At 60.6% G+C, this 18989-nt stretch carries 17 protein-coding genes; 14 read left to right on the top strand and 3 right to left on the bottom strand.

Features of this window, described 5'->3' with window-relative positions; translation table 11 throughout:
• The first annotated feature begins 67 nt into the window (after positions 1–67).
• The 9 genes from ACILSO_RS22630 (at position 68) to ACILSO_RS22590 (ending at position 8748) form a co-directional block, all read left to right on the top strand.
• The gene (locus ACILSO_RS22630; protein WP_395739740.1) at positions 68–817 is read left to right on the top strand and encodes a hypothetical protein; all 750 of its coding nucleotides are present in this window, start codon (positions 68–70) and stop codon (positions 815–817) included.
• Between the two features lie 164 nt (positions 818–981).
• On the top strand, positions 982–1770 hold the full coding sequence (locus ACILSO_RS22625) for a transketolase (RefSeq protein WP_395739739.1): 789 nt from the start codon (positions 982–984) through the stop codon (positions 1768–1770).
• Positions 1767–2648, top strand: coding sequence for a transketolase family protein (locus tag ACILSO_RS22620; RefSeq protein WP_395739738.1), 882 nt, complete (start codon positions 1767–1769; stop codon positions 2646–2648). Before ACILSO_RS22625 ends, ACILSO_RS22620 begins: the two co-directional genes overlap by 4 nt.
• Complete coding sequence (locus ACILSO_RS22615) at positions 2641–3669, top strand: NAD-dependent epimerase/dehydratase family protein (protein WP_395739737.1); 1029 nt, start codon at positions 2641–2643, stop codon at positions 3667–3669. Before ACILSO_RS22620 ends, ACILSO_RS22615 begins: the two co-directional genes overlap by 8 nt.
• 7 nt (positions 3670–3676) lie before the next feature.
• Positions 3677–4600: a GDP-L-fucose synthase family protein gene (locus tag ACILSO_RS22610; protein WP_395739736.1), complete on the top strand. Its 924-nt coding sequence runs from the start codon at positions 3677–3679 to the stop codon at positions 4598–4600.
• The gene (locus ACILSO_RS22605) at positions 4597–5523 is read left to right on the top strand and encodes a hypothetical protein (RefSeq protein ID WP_395739735.1); all 927 of its coding nucleotides are present in this window, start codon (positions 4597–4599) and stop codon (positions 5521–5523) included. The genes ACILSO_RS22610 and ACILSO_RS22605 overlap by 4 nt, the downstream gene beginning before the upstream one ends.
• A 9-nt stretch (positions 5524–5532) precedes the next feature.
• Entirely contained in the window at positions 5533–6288 is a 756-nt protein-coding gene (locus ACILSO_RS22600; protein ID WP_395739734.1) for a crotonobetainyl-CoA--carnitine CoA-transferase, read from the top strand.
• A gap of 15 nt (positions 6289–6303) precedes the next feature.
• Positions 6304–7119, top strand: coding sequence for a hypothetical protein (locus ACILSO_RS22595; RefSeq protein ID WP_395739733.1), 816 nt, complete (start codon positions 6304–6306; stop codon positions 7117–7119).
• 669 nt (positions 7120–7788) lie between these two features.
• Complete coding sequence (locus ACILSO_RS22590; protein WP_395739732.1) at positions 7789–8748, top strand: NAD(P)-dependent oxidoreductase; 960 nt, start codon at positions 7789–7791, stop codon at positions 8746–8748.
• Between the two features lie 205 nt (positions 8749–8953).
• Here the strand turns inward: ACILSO_RS22590 and ACILSO_RS22585 are convergent, their stop codons facing one another.
• Positions 8954–11065 carry a TCP-1/cpn60 chaperonin family protein gene (locus ACILSO_RS22585; RefSeq protein WP_395739731.1) on the bottom strand — a complete coding sequence of 704 codons (2112 nt, stop codon included), beginning with the start codon at positions 11063–11065 and terminating at the stop codon, positions 8954–8956.
• 157 nt (positions 11066–11222) lie between these two features.
• Between ACILSO_RS22585 and ACILSO_RS22580 the strand changes: the two genes are divergently transcribed.
• From ACILSO_RS22580 to ACILSO_RS22560, 5 genes are read left to right on the top strand one after another with little or no spacing between them, the layout of a single operon-like run.
• On the top strand, positions 11223–12779 hold the full coding sequence (locus tag ACILSO_RS22580) for a thiamine pyrophosphate-dependent enzyme (RefSeq protein WP_395739730.1): 1557 nt from the start codon (positions 11223–11225) through the stop codon (positions 12777–12779).
• Positions 12776–13774 carry a Gfo/Idh/MocA family protein gene (locus ACILSO_RS22575; protein ID WP_395739729.1) on the top strand — a complete coding sequence of 333 codons (999 nt, stop codon included), beginning with the start codon at positions 12776–12778 and terminating at the stop codon, positions 13772–13774. Before ACILSO_RS22580 ends, ACILSO_RS22575 begins: the two co-directional genes overlap by 4 nt.
• Positions 13771–14511, top strand: a complete 741-nt coding sequence (locus ACILSO_RS22570) for a cytidylyltransferase domain-containing protein (protein WP_395739728.1) — start codon at positions 13771–13773, stop codon at positions 14509–14511. Before ACILSO_RS22575 ends, ACILSO_RS22570 begins: the two co-directional genes overlap by 4 nt.
• A gap of 2 nt (positions 14512–14513) precedes the next feature.
• Positions 14514–15677 carry a UDP-N-acetylglucosamine 2-epimerase gene (neuC, locus tag ACILSO_RS22565; protein WP_395739727.1) on the top strand — a complete coding sequence of 388 codons (1164 nt, stop codon included), beginning with the start codon at positions 14514–14516 and terminating at the stop codon, positions 15675–15677.
• Complete coding sequence (locus tag ACILSO_RS22560) at positions 15674–16564, top strand: class I SAM-dependent methyltransferase (protein ID WP_395739726.1); 891 nt, start codon at positions 15674–15676, stop codon at positions 16562–16564. Before neuC ends, ACILSO_RS22560 begins: the two co-directional genes overlap by 4 nt.
• On the opposite strand, the gene ACILSO_RS22555 is transcribed toward ACILSO_RS22560, so the two are convergent.
• Positions 16561–17943, bottom strand: a complete 1383-nt coding sequence (locus ACILSO_RS22555; RefSeq protein ID WP_395739725.1) for a hypothetical protein — start codon at positions 17941–17943, stop codon at positions 16561–16563. The two genes, ACILSO_RS22560 and ACILSO_RS22555, sit on opposite strands and share 4 nt — an antisense overlap.
• The gene (locus tag ACILSO_RS22550) at positions 17943–18989 is read right to left on the bottom strand and encodes an N-acetylneuraminate synthase family protein (protein WP_395739724.1); all 1047 of its coding nucleotides are present in this window, start codon (positions 18987–18989) and stop codon (positions 17943–17945) included. The genes ACILSO_RS22555 and ACILSO_RS22550 overlap by 1 nt, the downstream gene beginning before the upstream one ends.

The raw sequence follows: 18989 nt of genomic DNA, 5'->3' as shown, positions 1-18989 counted from the left end.
GGGAGGTGCCAAATTATTCGGCTCCTCCTTGGCATTGTATGCTCTACTTGGTCAACCACGCCGCTGAATGAAACGAGCCACTTGCCGCCTTTCTGTTTTCATTCTGGCCTTTTTGATGTGGTTCATTTGGTCCGCAAACAAGGAACGGCTAAGGTTGAATGCCATTTCCCGCCTTTCCACGGGTGGATGGGATATTTATTTTGCTCGCTCTCCTGCAAACGTCCCATGGTCGAGAAGGTTGTGGATATGGATGCTGCCGGATGTGCTGCCGCCAGACTATCTCAAAGAGGTGGAAGGCATCGCCTTGGGCGGCGCCACAGAGCAGCAAACTCTGCTGGTTGATTGCATTAAACACATCCCAAGCATTCAGGGGGTCTATGTTCCTAACAACCTGCACCTGTCAGCAAACTTCTTTGCCAGCCTTGCAACCTTGCCAAATCTCAAGCGGCTGAATCTTGATGGAAGCAATGTGGATGATGACATGCTGAGTTCCTTTTCTGCTGCCTCGAGAATCGAGTCGATAACCATGTACATCGCTGTGAATGTGCATGGGAAGTCCTTGGAAAGATACAAGTCACTCAGGGAGTTGGTGGCCAGTGAGAGCGGCATCGATGACAAGGGGATCAGCATCATTGCCCTTAATTGCCCTATCTCCAGAATGGATGTTGATGGAACAAACATCTCGCGAGAGGCCCTGAAACACCTTGAGGGTATGAAGTCCCTGCAAATTTTGTCGCTTCCAGATCGTGTATTTGATGACAATCCGGAGCTGGCCCAATTTCGGCAAAAAAGACCCGACGTTCATATTTCTCATTAGAAGTGGGGATCTCTACAGGCATGAATGTTTTTTCTTCCGAGGTGCCGGTGCATCCAAGCAATTCGGCCAGAGCTGTCTGGCCGTAAGATCACGGCAATCCCCATTCCTCCCTCTCCCACGATTTCATCTTGCCGCCCCGTGCCTGCTGGCTTTGTATCCGCCCAGTGAATCAACCCGAAACAGAGGCCCAAATCCGGGGCATCCGAGAAAACATCATCCGTGCGGCCAGCGTCGCTGGGGAGGGGCATATCGCCAGCGCCTTTTCCATCCTCGACATCCTGTATGTGCTCTATCACGGCATTCTGAGCAACGACCCCGCCCAGCCGCAGGATCCGCAGCGCGACCGCTTCGTCCTGAGCAAAGGCCACGCCTCCCTCGGCATCTATGGTATCCTGGCAGAGCGCGGCTTCTTCCCCAAAGAGGAACTCAACACCTTCGCCTCCTCCAGCGGCCGTCTCGGCGGCCACCCGGACTCTCGTAAAGTCCCCGGCGTAGAGGCCTCCACCGGCTCCCTCGGCCACGGCATGCCCATGGCCGCTGGCATGGCCCTCGGTTTGAAAATCAAAGGCTCCGGCTCCCGCGTCGTCTGCATCGTCGGCGATGGCGAGTGCAATGAAGGCTCCGTCTGGGAAGCCGCCCTGCTGGCCGCGCACCACAAGCTGGGAAACTTCACCTGCATCGTCGATTACAACCACTCAGGCGACCGCGCCCTCATGCTCGGCGACATCTCCGCCAAGTTCCAGTCCTTCGGCTGGGAGACCAAGGAGATCTACGGCCACAACCACGCGGAGATTCACGCGGCGCTCGAACCCCATGGCGGCGACGTGCCGCGTGCCGTCATCGCGCACACCGTCAAAGGCCACGGCTGCAAAGAAATGGAACACAATCCCGCGTGGCATCACAAGGCCCCCAAGGCGGATGAACTGGAGGCATTGCTGGCCCAACTGACATGAGAAAGCAGTTTGTCACCACCACCGAGCGTCTGCTGGATGAGGATGAGCGCGTCGTCGTCCTCCTCGGCGACATCGGCGTCTTCGCCTTTCGCAACGCCTTCAAAAAGCACCCGCAGCGCATCATCAACATCGGCATCCTCGAGCAGGCCACCGTCAGCGTGGCCGCCGGTCTGGCGAAGGAAGGCCTCATCCCGCTCTTCCACAGCATCGCCCCCTTCGTGGTCGAGCGCGCCTTTGAGCAGATCAAAGTGGACTTCGGCTACCAGCAGCTCGGCGGCAATTTCGTCTCCGTCGGAGGCTCCTACGACTACGCCGCGCTGGGCTGCTCCCACCACTGCCCCGGAGACGTCTCGCTCATGCAGGCCATCCCAGGCGTGGAGATCATCGCCCCCGGTCATCCGGCAGAGCTGGACGTGCTGATGTCGCAAACCTACGCCAGCGGAAACCCCACGTATTACCGCCTCTCCGAGCGCTCCAATCGTAGCGCTCAAAGCGTTACTTTTGGCAAAGCAGAAGTTATTCACAGTGGCAAGGGCCCCACCGTCGTAACGGTCGGCCCGTTCTTGGATCGCGTCGTCGAGGCCCTCGAAGGCACCGACGCCACCATCCTCTACTACACCACCATCACCCCCTTCGACGCCGCCACGCTGCAGCAGCATGCCGGCGATGGCCGCATCCTCTGCGTCGAGCCCTTCTACGAAGGTACCCTCGCCGCCAGCGTCACGCAGGCCCTGCGTGGCCAGCGCATCGCCCTCAGCAGCATGGGCGTGCCACGCCAGTTCCTCACCTCCTACGGTCCCGCTTCCTACCACGATCAAGCCTGCGCCTTGATGCCAGCGGACATCCGCGCCCGCTACGACGAGCTTCTCCATGTCTAGTTCCTACTTCCACGAAGATGCCGGCATCGCCCTCGACGGCGTCCCCCGCGAACCCTTGCAGGACGCCCGCGTGCTGCTCACCGGAGCCTCCGGCGTGGTGGGCATCCACATGGCCGCCGCCTTCCGCCGCCTCATCGCCGAAGGCTCAAAGCTGCGCCTGCAGGTCACCTTTCAAAGCCCCGTCACCGGCGTCATCGCCGAGATGCTGGACCACCCCCAGATCTCCATCCGCCGCGGCGACCTGACCGATCCCGCCTTCCGCCGCAGCCTGGACCAGGCCGACCTCATCCTGCACGCCGCCGGCTACGGCCAGCCTGGCCGCTTCCTGGAAAACCCCGGCAAAACCATCCGCCTCAATACCGAGGCCACGCTGGACCTGCTCGAAAAAGTCCCCACCGGCGGCCGCTTCCTCTTCGTCAGCACCAGCGAGCTTTACGTCGGCCTGCCTGTCGGCGAGCCGAACCGTGAAGACAGCATCGGCACCACGAACACCACCCACCCCCGCGCCTGCTACATCGAGGGCAAACGCTGCGGTGAGGCCGCCTGCAATGCCGCACGCGCCGGAGGCATCCAGGCCGTCTCCGCCCGCCTCGCTCTCGCCTACGGCCCCGGCGCCCATGCGCACGACCGCCGCGTCCTCTACACCTTCATCGAAAAAGCCCTCCATCAGGGCGAGATCGCCATGATGGACCACGGCGAGGCCCGCCGCATCTACTGCTACGCGCCGGACGCCGTCCGCATCATGCTCCGCGCCGTGCTGGAAGGCCGCGAGCCCATCTACAATGTGGGTGGCAAAGGCGTGCTCCTCATCCGCGAAGTGGCGGAGAAAATCGGCGCCCAGCTTGGCGTCCCCGTGCGCCTGCCGGAAACCGCCCGTCCGCTGGAGGGCGCCCCTGCGGAAGTGGGGCTGGACATGGGCCTGTACGAGCGGGAGTTCGGCCCCCTCAAATACGTTGACTTTGACGAGGGACTTCGTAGAACCATCGCATGGCACCGCCGGGAAAAACCGGCAGGTGCCTGATTGATCTATGGCTCGTTATCTCGTCACCGGCAGCGCCGGCATGTTGGGTTCCTCGCTTCGCCGTCTGCTGGGCGAGGAGGGTGCGGTTTATCTGACCCGGGAGGACGCGGACCTGACGAATTTTGACGCCACACTCGCCCTCTTTCGCACCCACCAGCCCGAGTTCGTCATCCACTGCGCCGCCGTCGTCGGCGGCATCGGCAGCAACAGCATCCACTCCGGCGAATACTTCCGGAACAACATCCTCATCAATCTCAACGTCCTCGAAGCCGCGCGCCAGACCGGCGTGAAGCGCCTCATCTCCTTCATGTCCACCTGCGTGTTTCCGGACAAGACGGAATACCCGCTGAAGGAAAAAAACCTGCACAACGGCGCACCGCATCAGTCGAACTTCGGCTACGCCTACGCCAAGCGCATGCTCGACGTGCAAAGCTCCGCCTACCGCAAGGAGTGGAACTGCGACTTCATCGTCGCCATCCCCACCAACATGTACGGCCCCTGCGATGACTTCGCCATGGAGGGCGGCCACGTCATCCCCTCCCTCATCCACCGCTGCTACCTGCGCCAGCAGGAAGGCGCCGACCTCCCCGTCTGGGGCAGCGGCACCCCGCTGCGCGAGTTTGTGTATGTCGATGACATCGCCAAGCTCACCCTCTGGGCGCTGGAAAACTACCGCGAGGAAGACCCCATTATCTTCTCCTCCGGCATCGAGCGCAGCATCAAGGAACTCGTCGAAATCGTGGCCGATAAGATGAAGTTCACCGGCAAGATCGTGTGGGACTCCACCAAGCCCGACGGCCAGTTCCGCAAGCCCTCGGACACCACCAAGCTCAGCGGCTACCTGCCCGACTTCCAATTCACCCCGCTCGACGAAGGCATTGAAAAAAGCGTCGAGTGGTTCAAGGCCAACTATCCCAACATCCGCCAATGACCGTCCAAACCATCCAGCCCGCCGACCTCGAAGCCATTCTGGGCGAGCCGATCAGCGAGCGCCTCACCAAGCGCCTTGCCGAATTCGACCTGCGCTTCACCGAGATCACCCCGCAGGAGCGCGACCAGTACATCCTGGAAGCCGTGCGCGCGCTGGTGAATCCCGAGATCAAGGTGGCCGGCGAGCACCGCATCGGCGACTGGGAAAAAGGCTGGGGCGAAAACTTTGACATCTTCTGCAAAACCGGCAACCCCGATGCCGCCGTGCCGCTTTATTTTGGCAAGCACCCCATCGTACGCTGGCGTCGCCGCTGGGTGCGCCCGGTCTCTGAGTCCTTCGACTACCGCATCATCTGCCTCCTCGTCGAGTACGCCATGGAGCGTTACATGAAGGACACCGCTGGCATCTATGAATTTGGCTGCGGCCCCGGCTACCACCTGCTGCGCGCCCGCAAGATCAACCCCACTGCGCACCTCGTCGGCCTCGACTGGACCACAGCCTCGCAGAAGATCCTCAACGGCATGGCCGCCAGCGGCATTGACCCCAATCTCGAAGGCCGCAACTTCGACTTCTACCACCCGGACGAAACCCTGGAGTTCCTGCCAAACAGCGTCGCCTACAGCGTTGCAGCCCTGGAGCAGATCGGCCCCCGCCACGAGGAGTTCATCCAGTTCATGCTGCGCAAGAAGCCGGGCCTCATCGTCCACTTTGAGCCCATCGACGAAGTCCTCGAAAAAGACGACCTCCACGACCAGCTCTCCGTCTTGTACTCCAACAAGCGCAACTACCTCCGCGGCTACCTCCCGCGCCTCGAAGAACTCGAGCGCGAAGGCAAGCTCACCATCCACCGCAAGCAGCGCGTGCACAGCGGCAGTTTCTTCATCGAAGGCCATTCCCTCATCGTCTGGTCCCCCAACCGCTAAAGCCATTCCATGAGCGATTCATTCAACGTCGTCAATTTTGCCTCCGCCGATGAGCGCGAACGCCGCAAGGCGATGACCAGCCTCATCGAAAACTGCCCCATCCCCCCGGAGGAGCGCATGGACAACATGGGCATCTTCCTCAGCTCCAAGACCTGGGCCCGCCTGAAGTTCATGGACTTCATCTACCAGAAAATCGTCGAGCTGCCCGGCGTGGTCATGGAGTTCGGCACCCGCTGGGGCCAGAACGTCGCCACCTTTGCTGCGCTGCGCGGCATCTACGAGCCCTTCCACCGTCATCGCAAAATCATCGCCTTCGACACCTTCGCAGGCTTCCCCCACACCGCCAATCAGGATGGCGATGGCGGCATCATGCGACAGGGCGGCTACTCCGTCACAGACGGCTACAAGGAGTACCTCACCAAGATCCTCGAATTCCATGAGGCGGAAAATCCGCTGAGCCACATCCGCAAATTTGAGCTCGTTCAGGGAGACGTCTGCGAAACCCTGCCCGTCTATCTTGAGCAGCATCAGGAGACCATCGTCGCTCTCGCCTACTTCGACCTCGATCTCTACGCCCCCACCAAGAAGTGCCTCGAACTTCTCAAACCCCGCCTCACCAAAGGCAGCGTCCTCGGCTTCGACGAGCTCAATGAGCACGCCACCCCCGGTGAAACACTCGCTGTCATGGAGGCCCTCGGCCTCGGGAACATCGCATTGCGCCGCCTGCCCTACACCTCGCGCACCTGCTACTGCGTCATTGAGTAAACCCTCTTCGCCGTCATGACAGCCCAACAGCCGGACAGCGCTTTCACGCTCGTCGTGCCTTCGTGCGATTTCTATTCGGACACCTGGCCGTACTTCTTCCACTTCCTGTTCAAGTACTGGCCCGACATCCCCGCGCCGATCTACCTGCTGTCCAATCACCTCAGCTACGACGACCCGCGCGTGCACACCGTCAAGGTGGGCGATGACCACCAGTGGGGAGACAACCTCCGCGCCGCCCTACCCCAGGTCCCCGGCGATGTCCTCCTCATGCTGCTGGATGACTTCTTCCTCAACCAGCCCGTCATCACCGCAGACGTGCAGGCCGCCGTGCAGCGCTTCCGCCAGCTCAATGGCCGCTACCTCGGTATCGATCATTTCAAAAAGCATGGCACCCCCATCCCCGGCACCACCTGGCACGCCATCCTGCCAGACCCTCCCTGCGTCGGACTCAACGCCACCATCTGGAGCGCCGCTCAGTTGCAAGCCGTCGCCAACTCACCCGGCATGAACATCTGGCAGGCCGAAAACCGCGCCAAGCAACTCGCCCGCGAAGACCAGACCGGCCACTTCTACATCGGCCCCGAGGGCAAAGCTCTGATGACCTACCAGGAGTCCATCAAAGGCCTCTTCTGGAAGCCCTCCACACTCGACTTCTTCAAAAAAGAAAACGTCCCCCTCAGCGCCACCCCACGCCCCTGCCCTCCCCAAGGCCAGGACCCCATTTCCAAATTCATCCGCAGCTGGAAAAAGCGCAGCTTCAGAAACTGGCTCCGCAAACGCTCCGAAAAAATGGCCATCGACGGCACCACCGTCATCAAACCGCTGAAATAACATGCCCGGCATGAATGGCACTCGGTTAAAGCGGCGCATCGCTGAATGCAGTGTCGCAGGCCAAAGCGCCCCTGGAGCGCGGACTTTAGTCCGCAGCACGCCGCGCACATCCACGCCTCCGTACGTCCCTTCAGCATCGCAGCCTCCAGCGTCATCCTGCTTGCCATGCGCCGGAAATAATATGCCTGTCATGAATGGCACTCAGTTAAAGCGTGTCGTCGCCGATTGGGTGCTCTGTCGCTCAGGTGCGCAAGCGAACGCGACAGCGTCTTGGAGTGCGTGCGGGAAGCGTAGCGCCACGCCGCTTTTCGCAGGCCGGACAGAGCGGCAAGGCCCGATAACGCTCATGCCCGGCATGAATGGCACTCCGTTCAGCCCCTCGATCTCGAGTTTCCCCCTCCCTCCGCACCGCGCCTTAAACCGCAGAATTACCTTCGCCAACACAGCTCTCTCCCCTCGCACCAGCCCTGAAGGGGCTGCGGATCATAGCCCAGGGTCAGCCGAGCCTCGGCGAGGCGACCCTGGGTTGTCGCAAGCAAATCAGGAAGCAAACCGAGCACTCCTGACACACCCAGCGTTTACCAGCAGCGTCTGCAAAAAGCCCCGCCGCACGCCTGCCGCCCAGCACCCCCTTCACTCCCGCTAACCCTCCCTAACCGAGTCCCCTCCATGTCCGCCGCCCTGCCCATCCTCTACCTCGGCCCCGCCTCCGGCATCGCAGCCGTCACCACCACCCTTGGCAGCGGCTACGAAGTTCTCTCGCCCGCCACCACCCCCGATGCCGTCCTCCCCCTGCTCCCCCAGGTCCACGCCATTCTCGACGCATCCATGAAGGTGCCCCTACGCCAGGCAGACCTCGACACCGCGACACACCTCAAACTCATCGCCACCGCCACCACCGGTGCCGATCACATCGACTCCAAAGCCCTCGCCGCGCGCAATATCCCCCTGCTCACCCTCAAAGGCCAGAAGCAGGTGCTCAACGAGCTCACCCCCGCCGCCGAGCTGAGCTGGATGCTCCTCATGGCCTGCGCCCGCCACCTGCGTGCCGCCAATCGCCACGTCGAAGCCGGCAAATGGGATCGCGAACTCTTTCCCGGCATGCTCCTCAAAGGCCGCACCCTCGGCCTCATCGGCTGCGGCCGCATCGGCCAGTGGATGTCCCGCTACGCCACCGCCTTCGGCATGCGCGTCATCGGCCACGATCCCTACCTCCCGGAAACCGAATGGCCCGCCACCATCGAGCGCACCGACCTCGACACCCTCCTGCAAAACGCCCACGCCGTTTCCATCCACGTCCATCTCAGCGATGAAACCCGCGGCCTCATCGGCCCCCGCGAGTTTGGCCTCCTGCGCCCCGGCGCCATCCTCATCAACACCTCCCGCGGCGCCATCTGCGATGAAGACGCCCTCCTGCAGGCCCTGGAAACCAACCACCTCGCCGGCTACGGCACCGACGTCCTCGAAGGGGAGCCCGCCATCCAGACCAGCCGCATCTGGCAATACGCCCAAACCCACGACAACTGCCTCATCACCCCCCACATCGGCGGCTTCAGCCCCGACGCCGTCGACATCGTCCTAAAATTCGCCGCCACCCGCATCCGCGACTTTTTCGCTACGCAAAGCTGAGCCCCAGGGCGTCATTAAGCTAATGACTTCTTAATGCACCCCTCTGAATTCATATTCCTAAAAATTTGCGGATATTCGCGCCCATTCGCGTTGTGAATTCTTCGTTCGACAACGCTCCTAACGCGCAACTTAACAGCAATAATCCGGAGCCCCTGGCCTCGGTTCTCAATGGATTACGCGATTTTGTGGCGAATGCAAAATGTCTTCATTGCAACAGAGACGCTAAGTTACCACTTAGCCCTCCACCCGTCGCTTCGTCGTCCGGACGAGACGACGGACTCCACGAGCTAGTTCGAAGGAACGTTGATGTGGTAGATGCAGCGATTGATATCGCCTCTACAACCAGAGCAACAGGGTCTTTTAGGGACGTTGTGCCTGCCGCAAACAATCTGCGTTGTCGACCATCGAATATTTCCCCATCACGCACAGCTTGAAGCGCTGCGTTCTCTTCTTTCCCCGCATTTCGAATAATCGCCCGCAATGGAGCCTCCAGGCCAGCCATCAAAATCCGATGAGCAGGTTCCAATGAACTGGCGGAGCTACCAAATGATGCCGTCGCAAGCCTAGCAAGTAGCGAAGCAGCCGCGACAATCGTTCCACCTTGCATTGCGTGTAAACATGCGCCAACAGCCTCTTGAACCTGGCGCTTAAGTAACTGACACGAATCAGTTGTGGCACCACCAACAAACACGGTGGAACTCAAACCAGACAGCAGCGCCATACGTCGCTCAAGCTGTTCTCGATCGTAATCTGAATCGCAACCACTCAGCTTGGATCGAATGTTCCCAACACGCTCTGCTATAAGGTTACGATCTCCGCCTCCATCCTGAATTTCAGTCGACTTGGCTGTAATGACAATCCTCTTTGCTTTACCAAGCTTATTTAAGCCAGCATTCTCAATGGAAAAGCCTGTCGCAGGATCAAGGACATTTGCTCCAGTGGCCACCGCGAGGTCTTGAAGTATCCCAATTTGACGCTCACCAAATCCGGGTGCGAGCACAGGAACACACTTTAATGCGCCTCGATTATTGTTGAACTGTAGTGTTGCGATCACTTCGTCTTCAAAACCCCGGGCTACGAACAGAAGAGTTTTTTGAGCCTGACTCACTTTTTCAAGAATAGGCAAAACCTGTTTTAACGACTCAACAGAGCATGAGCAAACGAGCACCAGAGCGTCCGATAGAATCGTTAACGTTTTATTATCTTCCGAGAGGAAATCATCGTTAACAGCTCCACGCTCCAACCTAAAATGTTCCTGCCGTGCAATTTGAATTCCGGTTACAGATGAATCCTCAATTGACACGATGCCCCCTTGAGTCACAACTTCAATTGCGCTTAGAAGCTGCGAAGGAACGCTCTCCATCTTGGCCGCCGTTGCTGCCAAATCCTGCCACTGTTCAGGACCTGCCATGCCCGAGCATTTATGCAACTGCTCAATAACCACATTGGCAACGGAAGAGAGTTTTTCGGCCACAGAAGGGCCCGGGCAATCACCTGCGCATTCGGCTACAGATTCGATCATGGCGGCTGCAATCAGGATGACCATCTTTGAGCCGTCTCTGTATTTTTCAAAAATCGAACGCGCAGCGTGTCCCAACAGCCTGATTCCTTCATGTTCAAAGGGGTTGTTAGATCTTACTGCCATCGCGATGTCTTTGCCGGTAATTGCAAATGATGACGAAGTGGCATTGCGAACTTGCATGCCCAACCCCAAAGGTCCGTATGCGACGCGCGTGCTGTCCGCTAAATGCTTAATTCCACGAAGAACCAACACGCGCTGTCGATCCGGCGAAATGCTGGTGGGATCAGGCGTTATGAGCGTGAGTTCCTCCCGAATGACTCTCAACACCTCGTTGTCGAACTTCTCTTCGCCAGTTTCTAGACGTGCGAGTTTTTCGAGCAGATGCTTTTCCAACTTTGAGTAATCAAGCGGGTCATAAAACTTGGTAAAATAACCAATCACATCGAAAGGATTTTTCACCCCGGATATATCTTCACGAATCAGGATTACCGGGGCATGTGAAACCGCCAATCGAACGCCAAGTTCGTACATGACATTCGGATTAGGTTCGGTTCCTGATAAATCAGCGATCACAATGTCGGCGCTGCACACCGAACGAATAATCTCGCGCGTGATGCTAAAGTCTTCTCCTGAGCGCGTCACACTGTATTGGCACTGCAAATGCTCGGCGCCTTCGATGGGCCGCTTAATGTTGTTGTGAAAAAACGCGGACAATTGCTCTTGGTTACGACTGCCGCCGTTGATACGGACAAACGGCATCACCACAAATATATTCTTAATTGGCTTTTTGCTCATACGCTTATCCGGCTGAAATTACTCATAGTTTTTTCGGGCATTAGCGGAGGGTTGTCAATGAATGCCGTATCAACCCCTTTACAGCCTTCCTGCACCCCATTAAGAATCGTCTTTCCCACCCTTCTTCCCACCCACCGCGCCTCCTCCCAGCCCCCGCATGGCCTTTGAATCTTTCGCTCAGCAGTTCACCAAACTCGGCGGCACCCGCGTCTTCGGCGTCCCCGGTGGCGGCCCCAGCCTGGAACTGATCACGCAGATCGAAAACGACGGCGGCTCGTTCCTTGCCACCGGTCACGAAGCCGTCGCCGCCCTCATGGCCGGTGCCCATGCGCGACAAACCGGCGCACCCGCCGCCTGCGTCACCATCAAAGGCCCGGGCTTCATGAACCTTTCCCCCGGCCTGCTCTGCAACAGCTACGAGGGCTACCCCTGCCTCTCCATCTCCGAGGCCTACCCGCCGGATGAATCCACCGGCCGCAGGCACAAGTGGCTGAACCACCTCGACGTCGCCTCCACCTTCCTGCGTGGATTTCACGGCTTCAGCGAGATCGGCGGCACCGTCGAAACCCTGTGGGCCGAAGCCACCCAGGAATGCCCCGGCCCGGTCCACATGGAATTGGTGCCGCGCGCCGAAACGGTGAACGAACTGCCGCGCGCGATGCAAGCCGCCACGCAGCCCGACTGGCGCAAACAAATCGCCGCCGCGTCCTGCCCTGCCCTGCTCATCGGCACCTGGGCCACCCGCGCCCCATGGCGCGCGCAGCTTGCCTCATTGAACATCCCCGTCTTCACCACCGCCGCCGCCAAGGGCGCGCTCTCCGAGCACCTGCCGCAAAGCGCCGGCATCTGCACCGGCGATGGCAAACCCGGCACGCCCGAAAAAGTGCTGCTGCCCCAGGCCGATCTCCTCATCTGCCTCGGCGTCCGCAGCGGCGAGATGCTCTCCCCTTCCGCACCGCACGCCAACACCCTGTGGGTTGACGCTCCCGGCCTACATGAAAATCGCGTCTTCCCCGACAACGTCTTCGGCACCCGCGCCAGCGCTTTGACCGATGCAGAGGCCACCGAACTCTTCGCCGCGTTGCAGGAGAAAAACTGGGGCCTCGAAGCCATCGCCGCCGCGCACGCCCACCTTCAGGATGCCATGTCCGGCTGGGAGGATTCCCCACTCGCCGCCATGCGCACGGCCTCTCAACGCCTGCCCGGCGCAGCCCACATCGTGGACACCGGCAACTTCACCGTCTGGTCCGAGCACTTCCTGCGCGTGGAGCATCATCTCGATCTCACCGGCACACCAAACGGTCGCTATCTCGGCGCAGGCCTCGGCTACGCCCTCGGCACCGCATTCGCCCGTGCGCCCAAGCCCTCCGTACTATGGATCGGCGATGGCGGCATCCGCGCCAACCTCGCGGAGCTCTCCCTCGCGGTGGATCACAAGCTGCCGCTGCTCGTGCTGGTGATGCGCGATGGTTACCTCGGCAGCATCCGCGGCCGCGCGCGCAAGCTGGGCTGGTCGCAGCAGCCGCTCACCCTCCCAGACCACCGCCTCCTCCGCGTGGCCGAGGCCATGGGCCTCGCCACCTGGGATGCCCCCAATGCGTCAGCGCTTGATGCCGTGATCCAGCAATGGCAGCGTGCAGGCAATCCACCCGCCCTGATCGAGTATCACCTCGCGCCGGACATTTACGTGGATATGACTGAACAGCTTCGATGAGCGCTCCCACCCTTCACCTTCTTGTCATTGGTCTCGGCTCCGCCGGGAAACGTCATGCCCGCAACCTGCGCGCCCTCGGCTGCACCGTCAGCGGCTTCGATCCTCGCGCCGACCGCCAGGAGGAAGCCGCCGCCGAAGGCCCGCTTGAGTCCACTTTCGGCGATCTCAACGCAGCACTGGCCGCCACCGTCTATGACGGCTTTGTCATCGCATCGCCGCCTTCCTTTCACGTCGATCAAATCATCGCCGCAGGTGCCACCGGTCGTTGGATTCTCTGCGAAAAACCGCTGAGCATCGATGCCGCAAGCTGCCGCAAACTGCAGGCCGTCGGTGCCAAGGTGCTGCTGGGCTACACCTACCGCTGGTGGCCGCCCGTGGCGGAGTTACGCCGCCGCCTGCAAAGCGGCGAGATCGGTGCCGTGCGCCACATCCGCTTTGTGATGAGCGCCCACCTCGCCGACTGGCACCCCTGGGAGCGCTATCAGGATTTCTTCATGGCCAACAAGGAGCAAGGCGGCGGCGCCTTGCTCGACGAAAGCCACTTCCTCGACCTCCTCCTCTGGATCTCCGGCAAACCGCAGTCCGTCATGGCCTCCGTCGATAAAATCTCCGATCTCGACATCAGCGCCGACGACAACGTCGATGTCATCGCCTCCTTCAGCAATGGCATGAAGGCCAATCTCCACCTCGACCTCATCGGCCGCCCGCATCAGCGCCACATCATCGCCGTGGGCGAGACCGGCACGCTCATGTGGTCCTATGAAGAAAACGCCGTGAAGCTCTCCCGCACCGGCGAATTGAACTGGGCCAGCCAGCCCTTCACCTGCGAGCGCAATGAGATGTTCCTCGGTACCGCCATCGAGCTGCTCGAACTCATTCGTGGCAATCGCAACGCCCCTTCCTGCTCGCTCGAAGATGGCATCGCCGCATTGGAAGTGGTGGACGCCTGCCGCCAAAGCTCCGCCCAGGGCCAGTCCATCCGCATCCTCTCATGAAGCACGGCCGCCGCATCCTCGCCGTGGTCCCCGCCCGTGCTGGCAGCAAGGGCATCCCGGACAAAAACATGCAGACCATCGCCGGCAGGTCACTCATCGCGCTTGTCGGCGAAGTGCTCAACTCGCCCGCCTGCGACTGGATCGACCGCCGCATCATCTCCACCGACTCCGAACGCTACGCCGAAGAAGGTAAAAAACACGGCCTCGATGCTCCCTTCCTCCGCCCGCCAGAACTCAGCTCCGACACCGCCGGTGCCGTGGAGACTCTCTGCCACGCCGTGACCGAAATGGAGCGCATCGACGGCGTCACCTACGACGTCATCCTCATCGTCGAGCCCACCTGCCCCTTCCGCCAGCCCGAGGACGTCAATGGCGTCATGGACCTCCTGGCCGCCACCGACGCCGGTTCCACCGTGACCGTGAGCCGCGTGGACACCAAATTCCATCCGCACAAAGTCCTGCGCGTCAGCAGCAGCGAAGACGTCATCACCTTCTACAACGAAGCCGGTGCCGGTGTAAAACAGCGCCAGTCCCTGGAGCCGCTCTTCTATCGCAACGGCGCCTGCTACGCCCTCAGCCGCGCCTGCCTCATGGACGAGCACAAGATCTTCACCACCGGCACCCGCGCCCATCTGGTGGAGCGCCTTCTCATCAATATCGACGAGCCGGAGGAAATCGAGCTGGCCCGTTATTATGCCGAGACACGTCACCTTCCCGTCGGCTATAAGAAAGCATAAGCATGAAAAAGAAAATCGCCGTCGTCCTGGTCAACCGCGCAAACTACGCCCGCATGAAGCCCGTCATGCAGGCGCTGCAGCACGAGCCTGACGTGGACATGCAGACCCTCTGCGCCGGTTCCATGCTGCTCGATCGCTACGGCTGCGCCCGCAATGTGGTGGAGGCCGACGGCTTCCCCGTGGAGTCCGAAGTCTATCTCCAGCTCGAAGGCTCCGTGCCCATCACGATGGTGAAATCCATCGGCCTCGCCGTCATCGAGTTCGCCTCCGAGTTCAGCCGCATGAAGCCCGACTTCGTGCTCATGATCGGCGACCGCTACGAGGCCATGGCCGCCGCCATCGCCGCTGCCTATCAAAACATCTGCCTCATCCATTTGCAGGGCGGTGAAATCTCCGGCTCCATCGACGAGTCCACCCGCCACGCCATCACCAAGCTGGCGCACTACCACTTCCCCGCCACCAAACGCGCCGCAGAGTACATCGTCGCCATGGGCGAAGACCCGGACACTGTCTTCCCCCTCGGCTGTCCCACCAGCGATGTCGTGCTCGCCGCATCCAACGATCTCCCCCAGGACGTCCTCGGCCGCCTCGGCGTCGGCACTTCCATCGATTTCTCCAAGCCCTACCTCCTCGTCCTCTTCCACCCCGTTACCACCGACATCGGCCACCAGGAAGAGCAGATGGAGGCCGTGCTGGAAACCGTGCGCCGCCTCAACATCCAGACCGTCCTCCTCTGGCCCAACATCGACGCCGGCTCCGACCTCGTCTCCCAGGCCATCCGCCGCTTCCGCGAGCACCACCACGAGTTCCCGCTGCACGCCTACAAAAACCTGCCGCCGGACATCTACATCCCGCTGCTGAACCACGCCGCCTGCTGCATCGGCAACTCCTCCTCCTTCGTCCGCGAGACCTCCTTCTTCGGCACCCCCGTCGTCCTCGTCGGCTCCCGCCAGGACGGCCGCGAATGGTCCCCCTCCGTCATCCGCGTCGAGCCATTGCAGCCAGAAATCGAATCCGCCACCCGCAACCAACTCGCTCACGGCCGCTACGGCGTCTCAGACCTCTATGGCAGCCCAGGCGTGGCCGCACGCATCGCCTCCCAGGTCGCCAAGCTGACGCCCTACGCCCAGAAGCAGCTCCATTACGTCAAACGCCCTTCCGCATGAGCCTGACCACCCCCTGCCCCATCTGCAAGGCCACCTCTTGGAGCAGTTGCTACCACGGCTCCATCCGCATGGGCTCCTTCGGCAAGAAATCCCCCGACGACCTCGACATCTGGGAATGCGCCGGCTGCGGCGCCCGCCATCTCCCCCCGGTGATGGCCGACATCGAAGCCTACTACAAATCCGGCGAATACCGTGACGACCTAAGCCAGGGCAATGCCGCAGACGCCTACTTCAAGGTCAACGACAACGACCAGCCCCACCGCCTCGACCTCATCGGCATGCACAACCTGCGCGGCCAAATCGTCGCCGACATCGGCTGCGGCGCCGGCCCCTTCCTCGATCTCGTCAAAGGCATCGCCACCCGGACCATTGCCATCGAGCCCAACCAGTGCTACCACGACTCCCTCCGCGAACGCGGCCACGAAGTCTTCACCTGGGCGCAAGACGTCCCCGCCGGAACCACCGTCGATGCCGCCGTCAGCTACAGCGTCCTCGAGCACGTGGAAGACCCGCTCAAATTCCTCCAAGACATCCACCGCCTCCTCAAACCCGGCGGCACCCTCGCCCTGAGCACCCCGAATGCCGACGACTGGATGGTCGCCAACAGCCCCGATTATGCGGCCTTCTTTTACCGCAAAGTCCACCTCTGGTATTTCACCGCCACCTCCCTCCAAAAATTGGCGTCCATTGCCGGATTCGACACACAAGTCGTCACTTTCGACCACCGTTTTGACCTCTCGAACGCCATGGTTTGGATGCGCGACAAACGCCCCTCCGGCAACGGCAAGATCCCCTTCGACCCCGCCCTCAACGCCGTCTGGCGCGAAACCCTCATCCGCCAGGGCGCCAGCGACTACCTCTACGCCATCTTCCAAAAGCCCGCTTAACGCCTAGGCGCACCCGCTGCCAGGTAACCTGACACAGCTTCACGCCACCTCTTGCAGGTCTGCCCGTCCGTATGCGTCACCGCGCGCTCCAGGAGACGCCGGCGCTCTTCCCGGCGCTTTTCGGGATGATTGACGCATTCCTTCAACGCATTGCGCAGTTCTTCATCGTTATGCACCATCCAGGTCGCATCTTCCTGAATCACCGGCTGCGCATGCACATACTTGAAGAACCGCACCACCGAAAGCCACGGCGGCAGATCCAGACCACAGTCGTAGGCCAGGTTCACCACCGGCACATCAAAGCACGCCGCATCCAGAATGATCGAAGAACCGCTCGTGAGCAGCACGTCAGTGTTCTTCAAGGTAGATGCCCGTTCATAGTCCTCTTCGGCCAAAGGAATCCATGAGTGACGTCCATACGCAGCCCCTTCGCCCAGCGGATACTGAATCGTGGTATGCGGCAGACCTTCAAACTCCTTGTACAACGTGTAGATGTCTTTGGGGCTCACACGCACCAGGAGGTGACATGGATGCTCAAAAGGCTGCTCGGCGATGATGCGCTGCAGCAGTCGCACGAAAGGCTGGTTGCAGCGGATGACGGCGCTGTCTCCGGTGGCAAACTGGATGATCTTGGTGTTTGGGGTCACTCCAAGCTGCTCGCAGAATTTTTCACGCGGTATCAGCTTCTCAGGAGAGAAGTAGTTTTCAAAGTAGATCACGCCCACGATGGACATGCTGTCCTCAGCAATCCCATGGCACTGCGCCATCTCCTGCTTCATTTCCGTGGACCACACCAGCGTGTAATCGGGAATGACCGTGAGCGGCCCTTTGGAGGTAGGATTGTCCCAGCTTGCCACCGCTAGAATGAGCGGAATCTTGTGCCTCCGTGCTTCCTTAAGGCACTCCAAGTCGGAAGGAATCATGTTGGCAAAGACCACGGCATCCGGCTTCACCTCACGGATGAGCCGGTCAAAATCCGCATCATGTCCAAAGTGCTCCATGAAACGAATGATACCCTGTGACGTGATGCCCATGCTCAAGGCAAGGCGTGCGATGCCAAGGCGGAAGTCGAGGTTTTTGCGCTTCCGGGCCAGTGCCTCCACCATCCGCTTCTGTGTGAAGCTGCTGTCTGGCTGCTCCACGGTCCACAGGTCCTTGGCCCACGAGAAGAGGAAGGAAGAGAACCAAGTGGGCTTCTTGCGCTTCAACGGCACGATACGCACCCGCTCGTGCTGAAATTCCTTCTGCGTCGCCTCGATATTGAAGGTACAGTAGAGGGTAATGCGGCTGGACTCGTCTGCGAGCAGTTCTCCAAGCAGACGGCTGCGAAACACGTCCCGGTAAAACTGCACCGTATCGACGATTAAAATCAGATTCATCACTCGAAGTCTTCCAGCTTCAGGAACTGCGCGGCGTTCACGGCATGTTTGAGTTTTTTGCCAAGAACGGAAGTGTAGTCCGCTGCCGGGATGCCGTGGCACGGCTTGCGGCAGGAGAGATTCTCCCGCGTGATCACCGTACCTGCGGCCAGATCCGACGCAGCCACCAAGCTCTGGCCGAACATGCGGCGTAGAGGCTCCAGCGCCTCTGCCACCGAGTCCTTGGGAAACGGATGCGCCTTCATGGTCTCGATGCTGCGCACACCTGCCACCATTTGCCTGAACTCATCCGTCGTCAGTGAGGCAGAGACATCCGGCCCGAACATCTCGCGACTGAAGGTGATGTGCACTTCGATCAGCTTTGCGCCAAGGGTAACAGCCGCAAGGGATGGATACGGCGTGCCGGAGTGATCGGACAAACCGACGGGGCAATCGTAACGCTGAGCCAGTTCGGTGATCTGATTGAGGCCGATTTTCTCTGGCGGGCACGGATACGCTGTAGTGCACTGAAACACCGCCACGGATGATCCTGCTGCCTTCAAATGCGCGACGGTGGCGTCCATTTCCTCCAAATAGCTCATGCCGCTGGAAACCAGCACCGGCTTACCGGTGTCGATCATGGCATCGAGAAACAGACGGTTGGTCACTTCACCGGAGGCCACTTTCCATGCGGACATGCCGAGGCGCTCCAGCAGACGGATGGCGGCGAGGGAGAAGGGAGAAGACAGAAACACGAGGCCTTTTTCCTCGGCATGCTGCTTGAGTTCCACCCACTGCGGTTCGGTGAACTCCATGCGCTTCCAGTAGTCGTAGCGGGTGGCGTCCTGCTTGCTGAATTTCACCCGCCAGGTATCCAGCTCGGAGCTTTCCTCTGCGGCAATGTGGGTCTGGAACTTGATGGCGTCCGCTCCCGTGGCGGCCACGGCATCGATGTAAGCGTGTGCGCTGCCGAGACTGCCATCGTGGGCCTGGGCGACTTCAGCGATGATGAAGCTTGGCGCAGCGGGGTTCTGCCAGAGGTCGTTGATGTCACGCGGGGGGGCCAT

This window comes from Prosthecobacter sp. (assembly GCF_044226605.1).
Classification (GTDB): Bacteria; Verrucomicrobiota; Verrucomicrobiia; order Verrucomicrobiales; family Verrucomicrobiaceae; genus Prosthecobacter.
The sequence above is the reverse complement of the archived record's forward strand: the minus strand, read 5'-3'. Positions and strand labels throughout refer to the sequence as shown.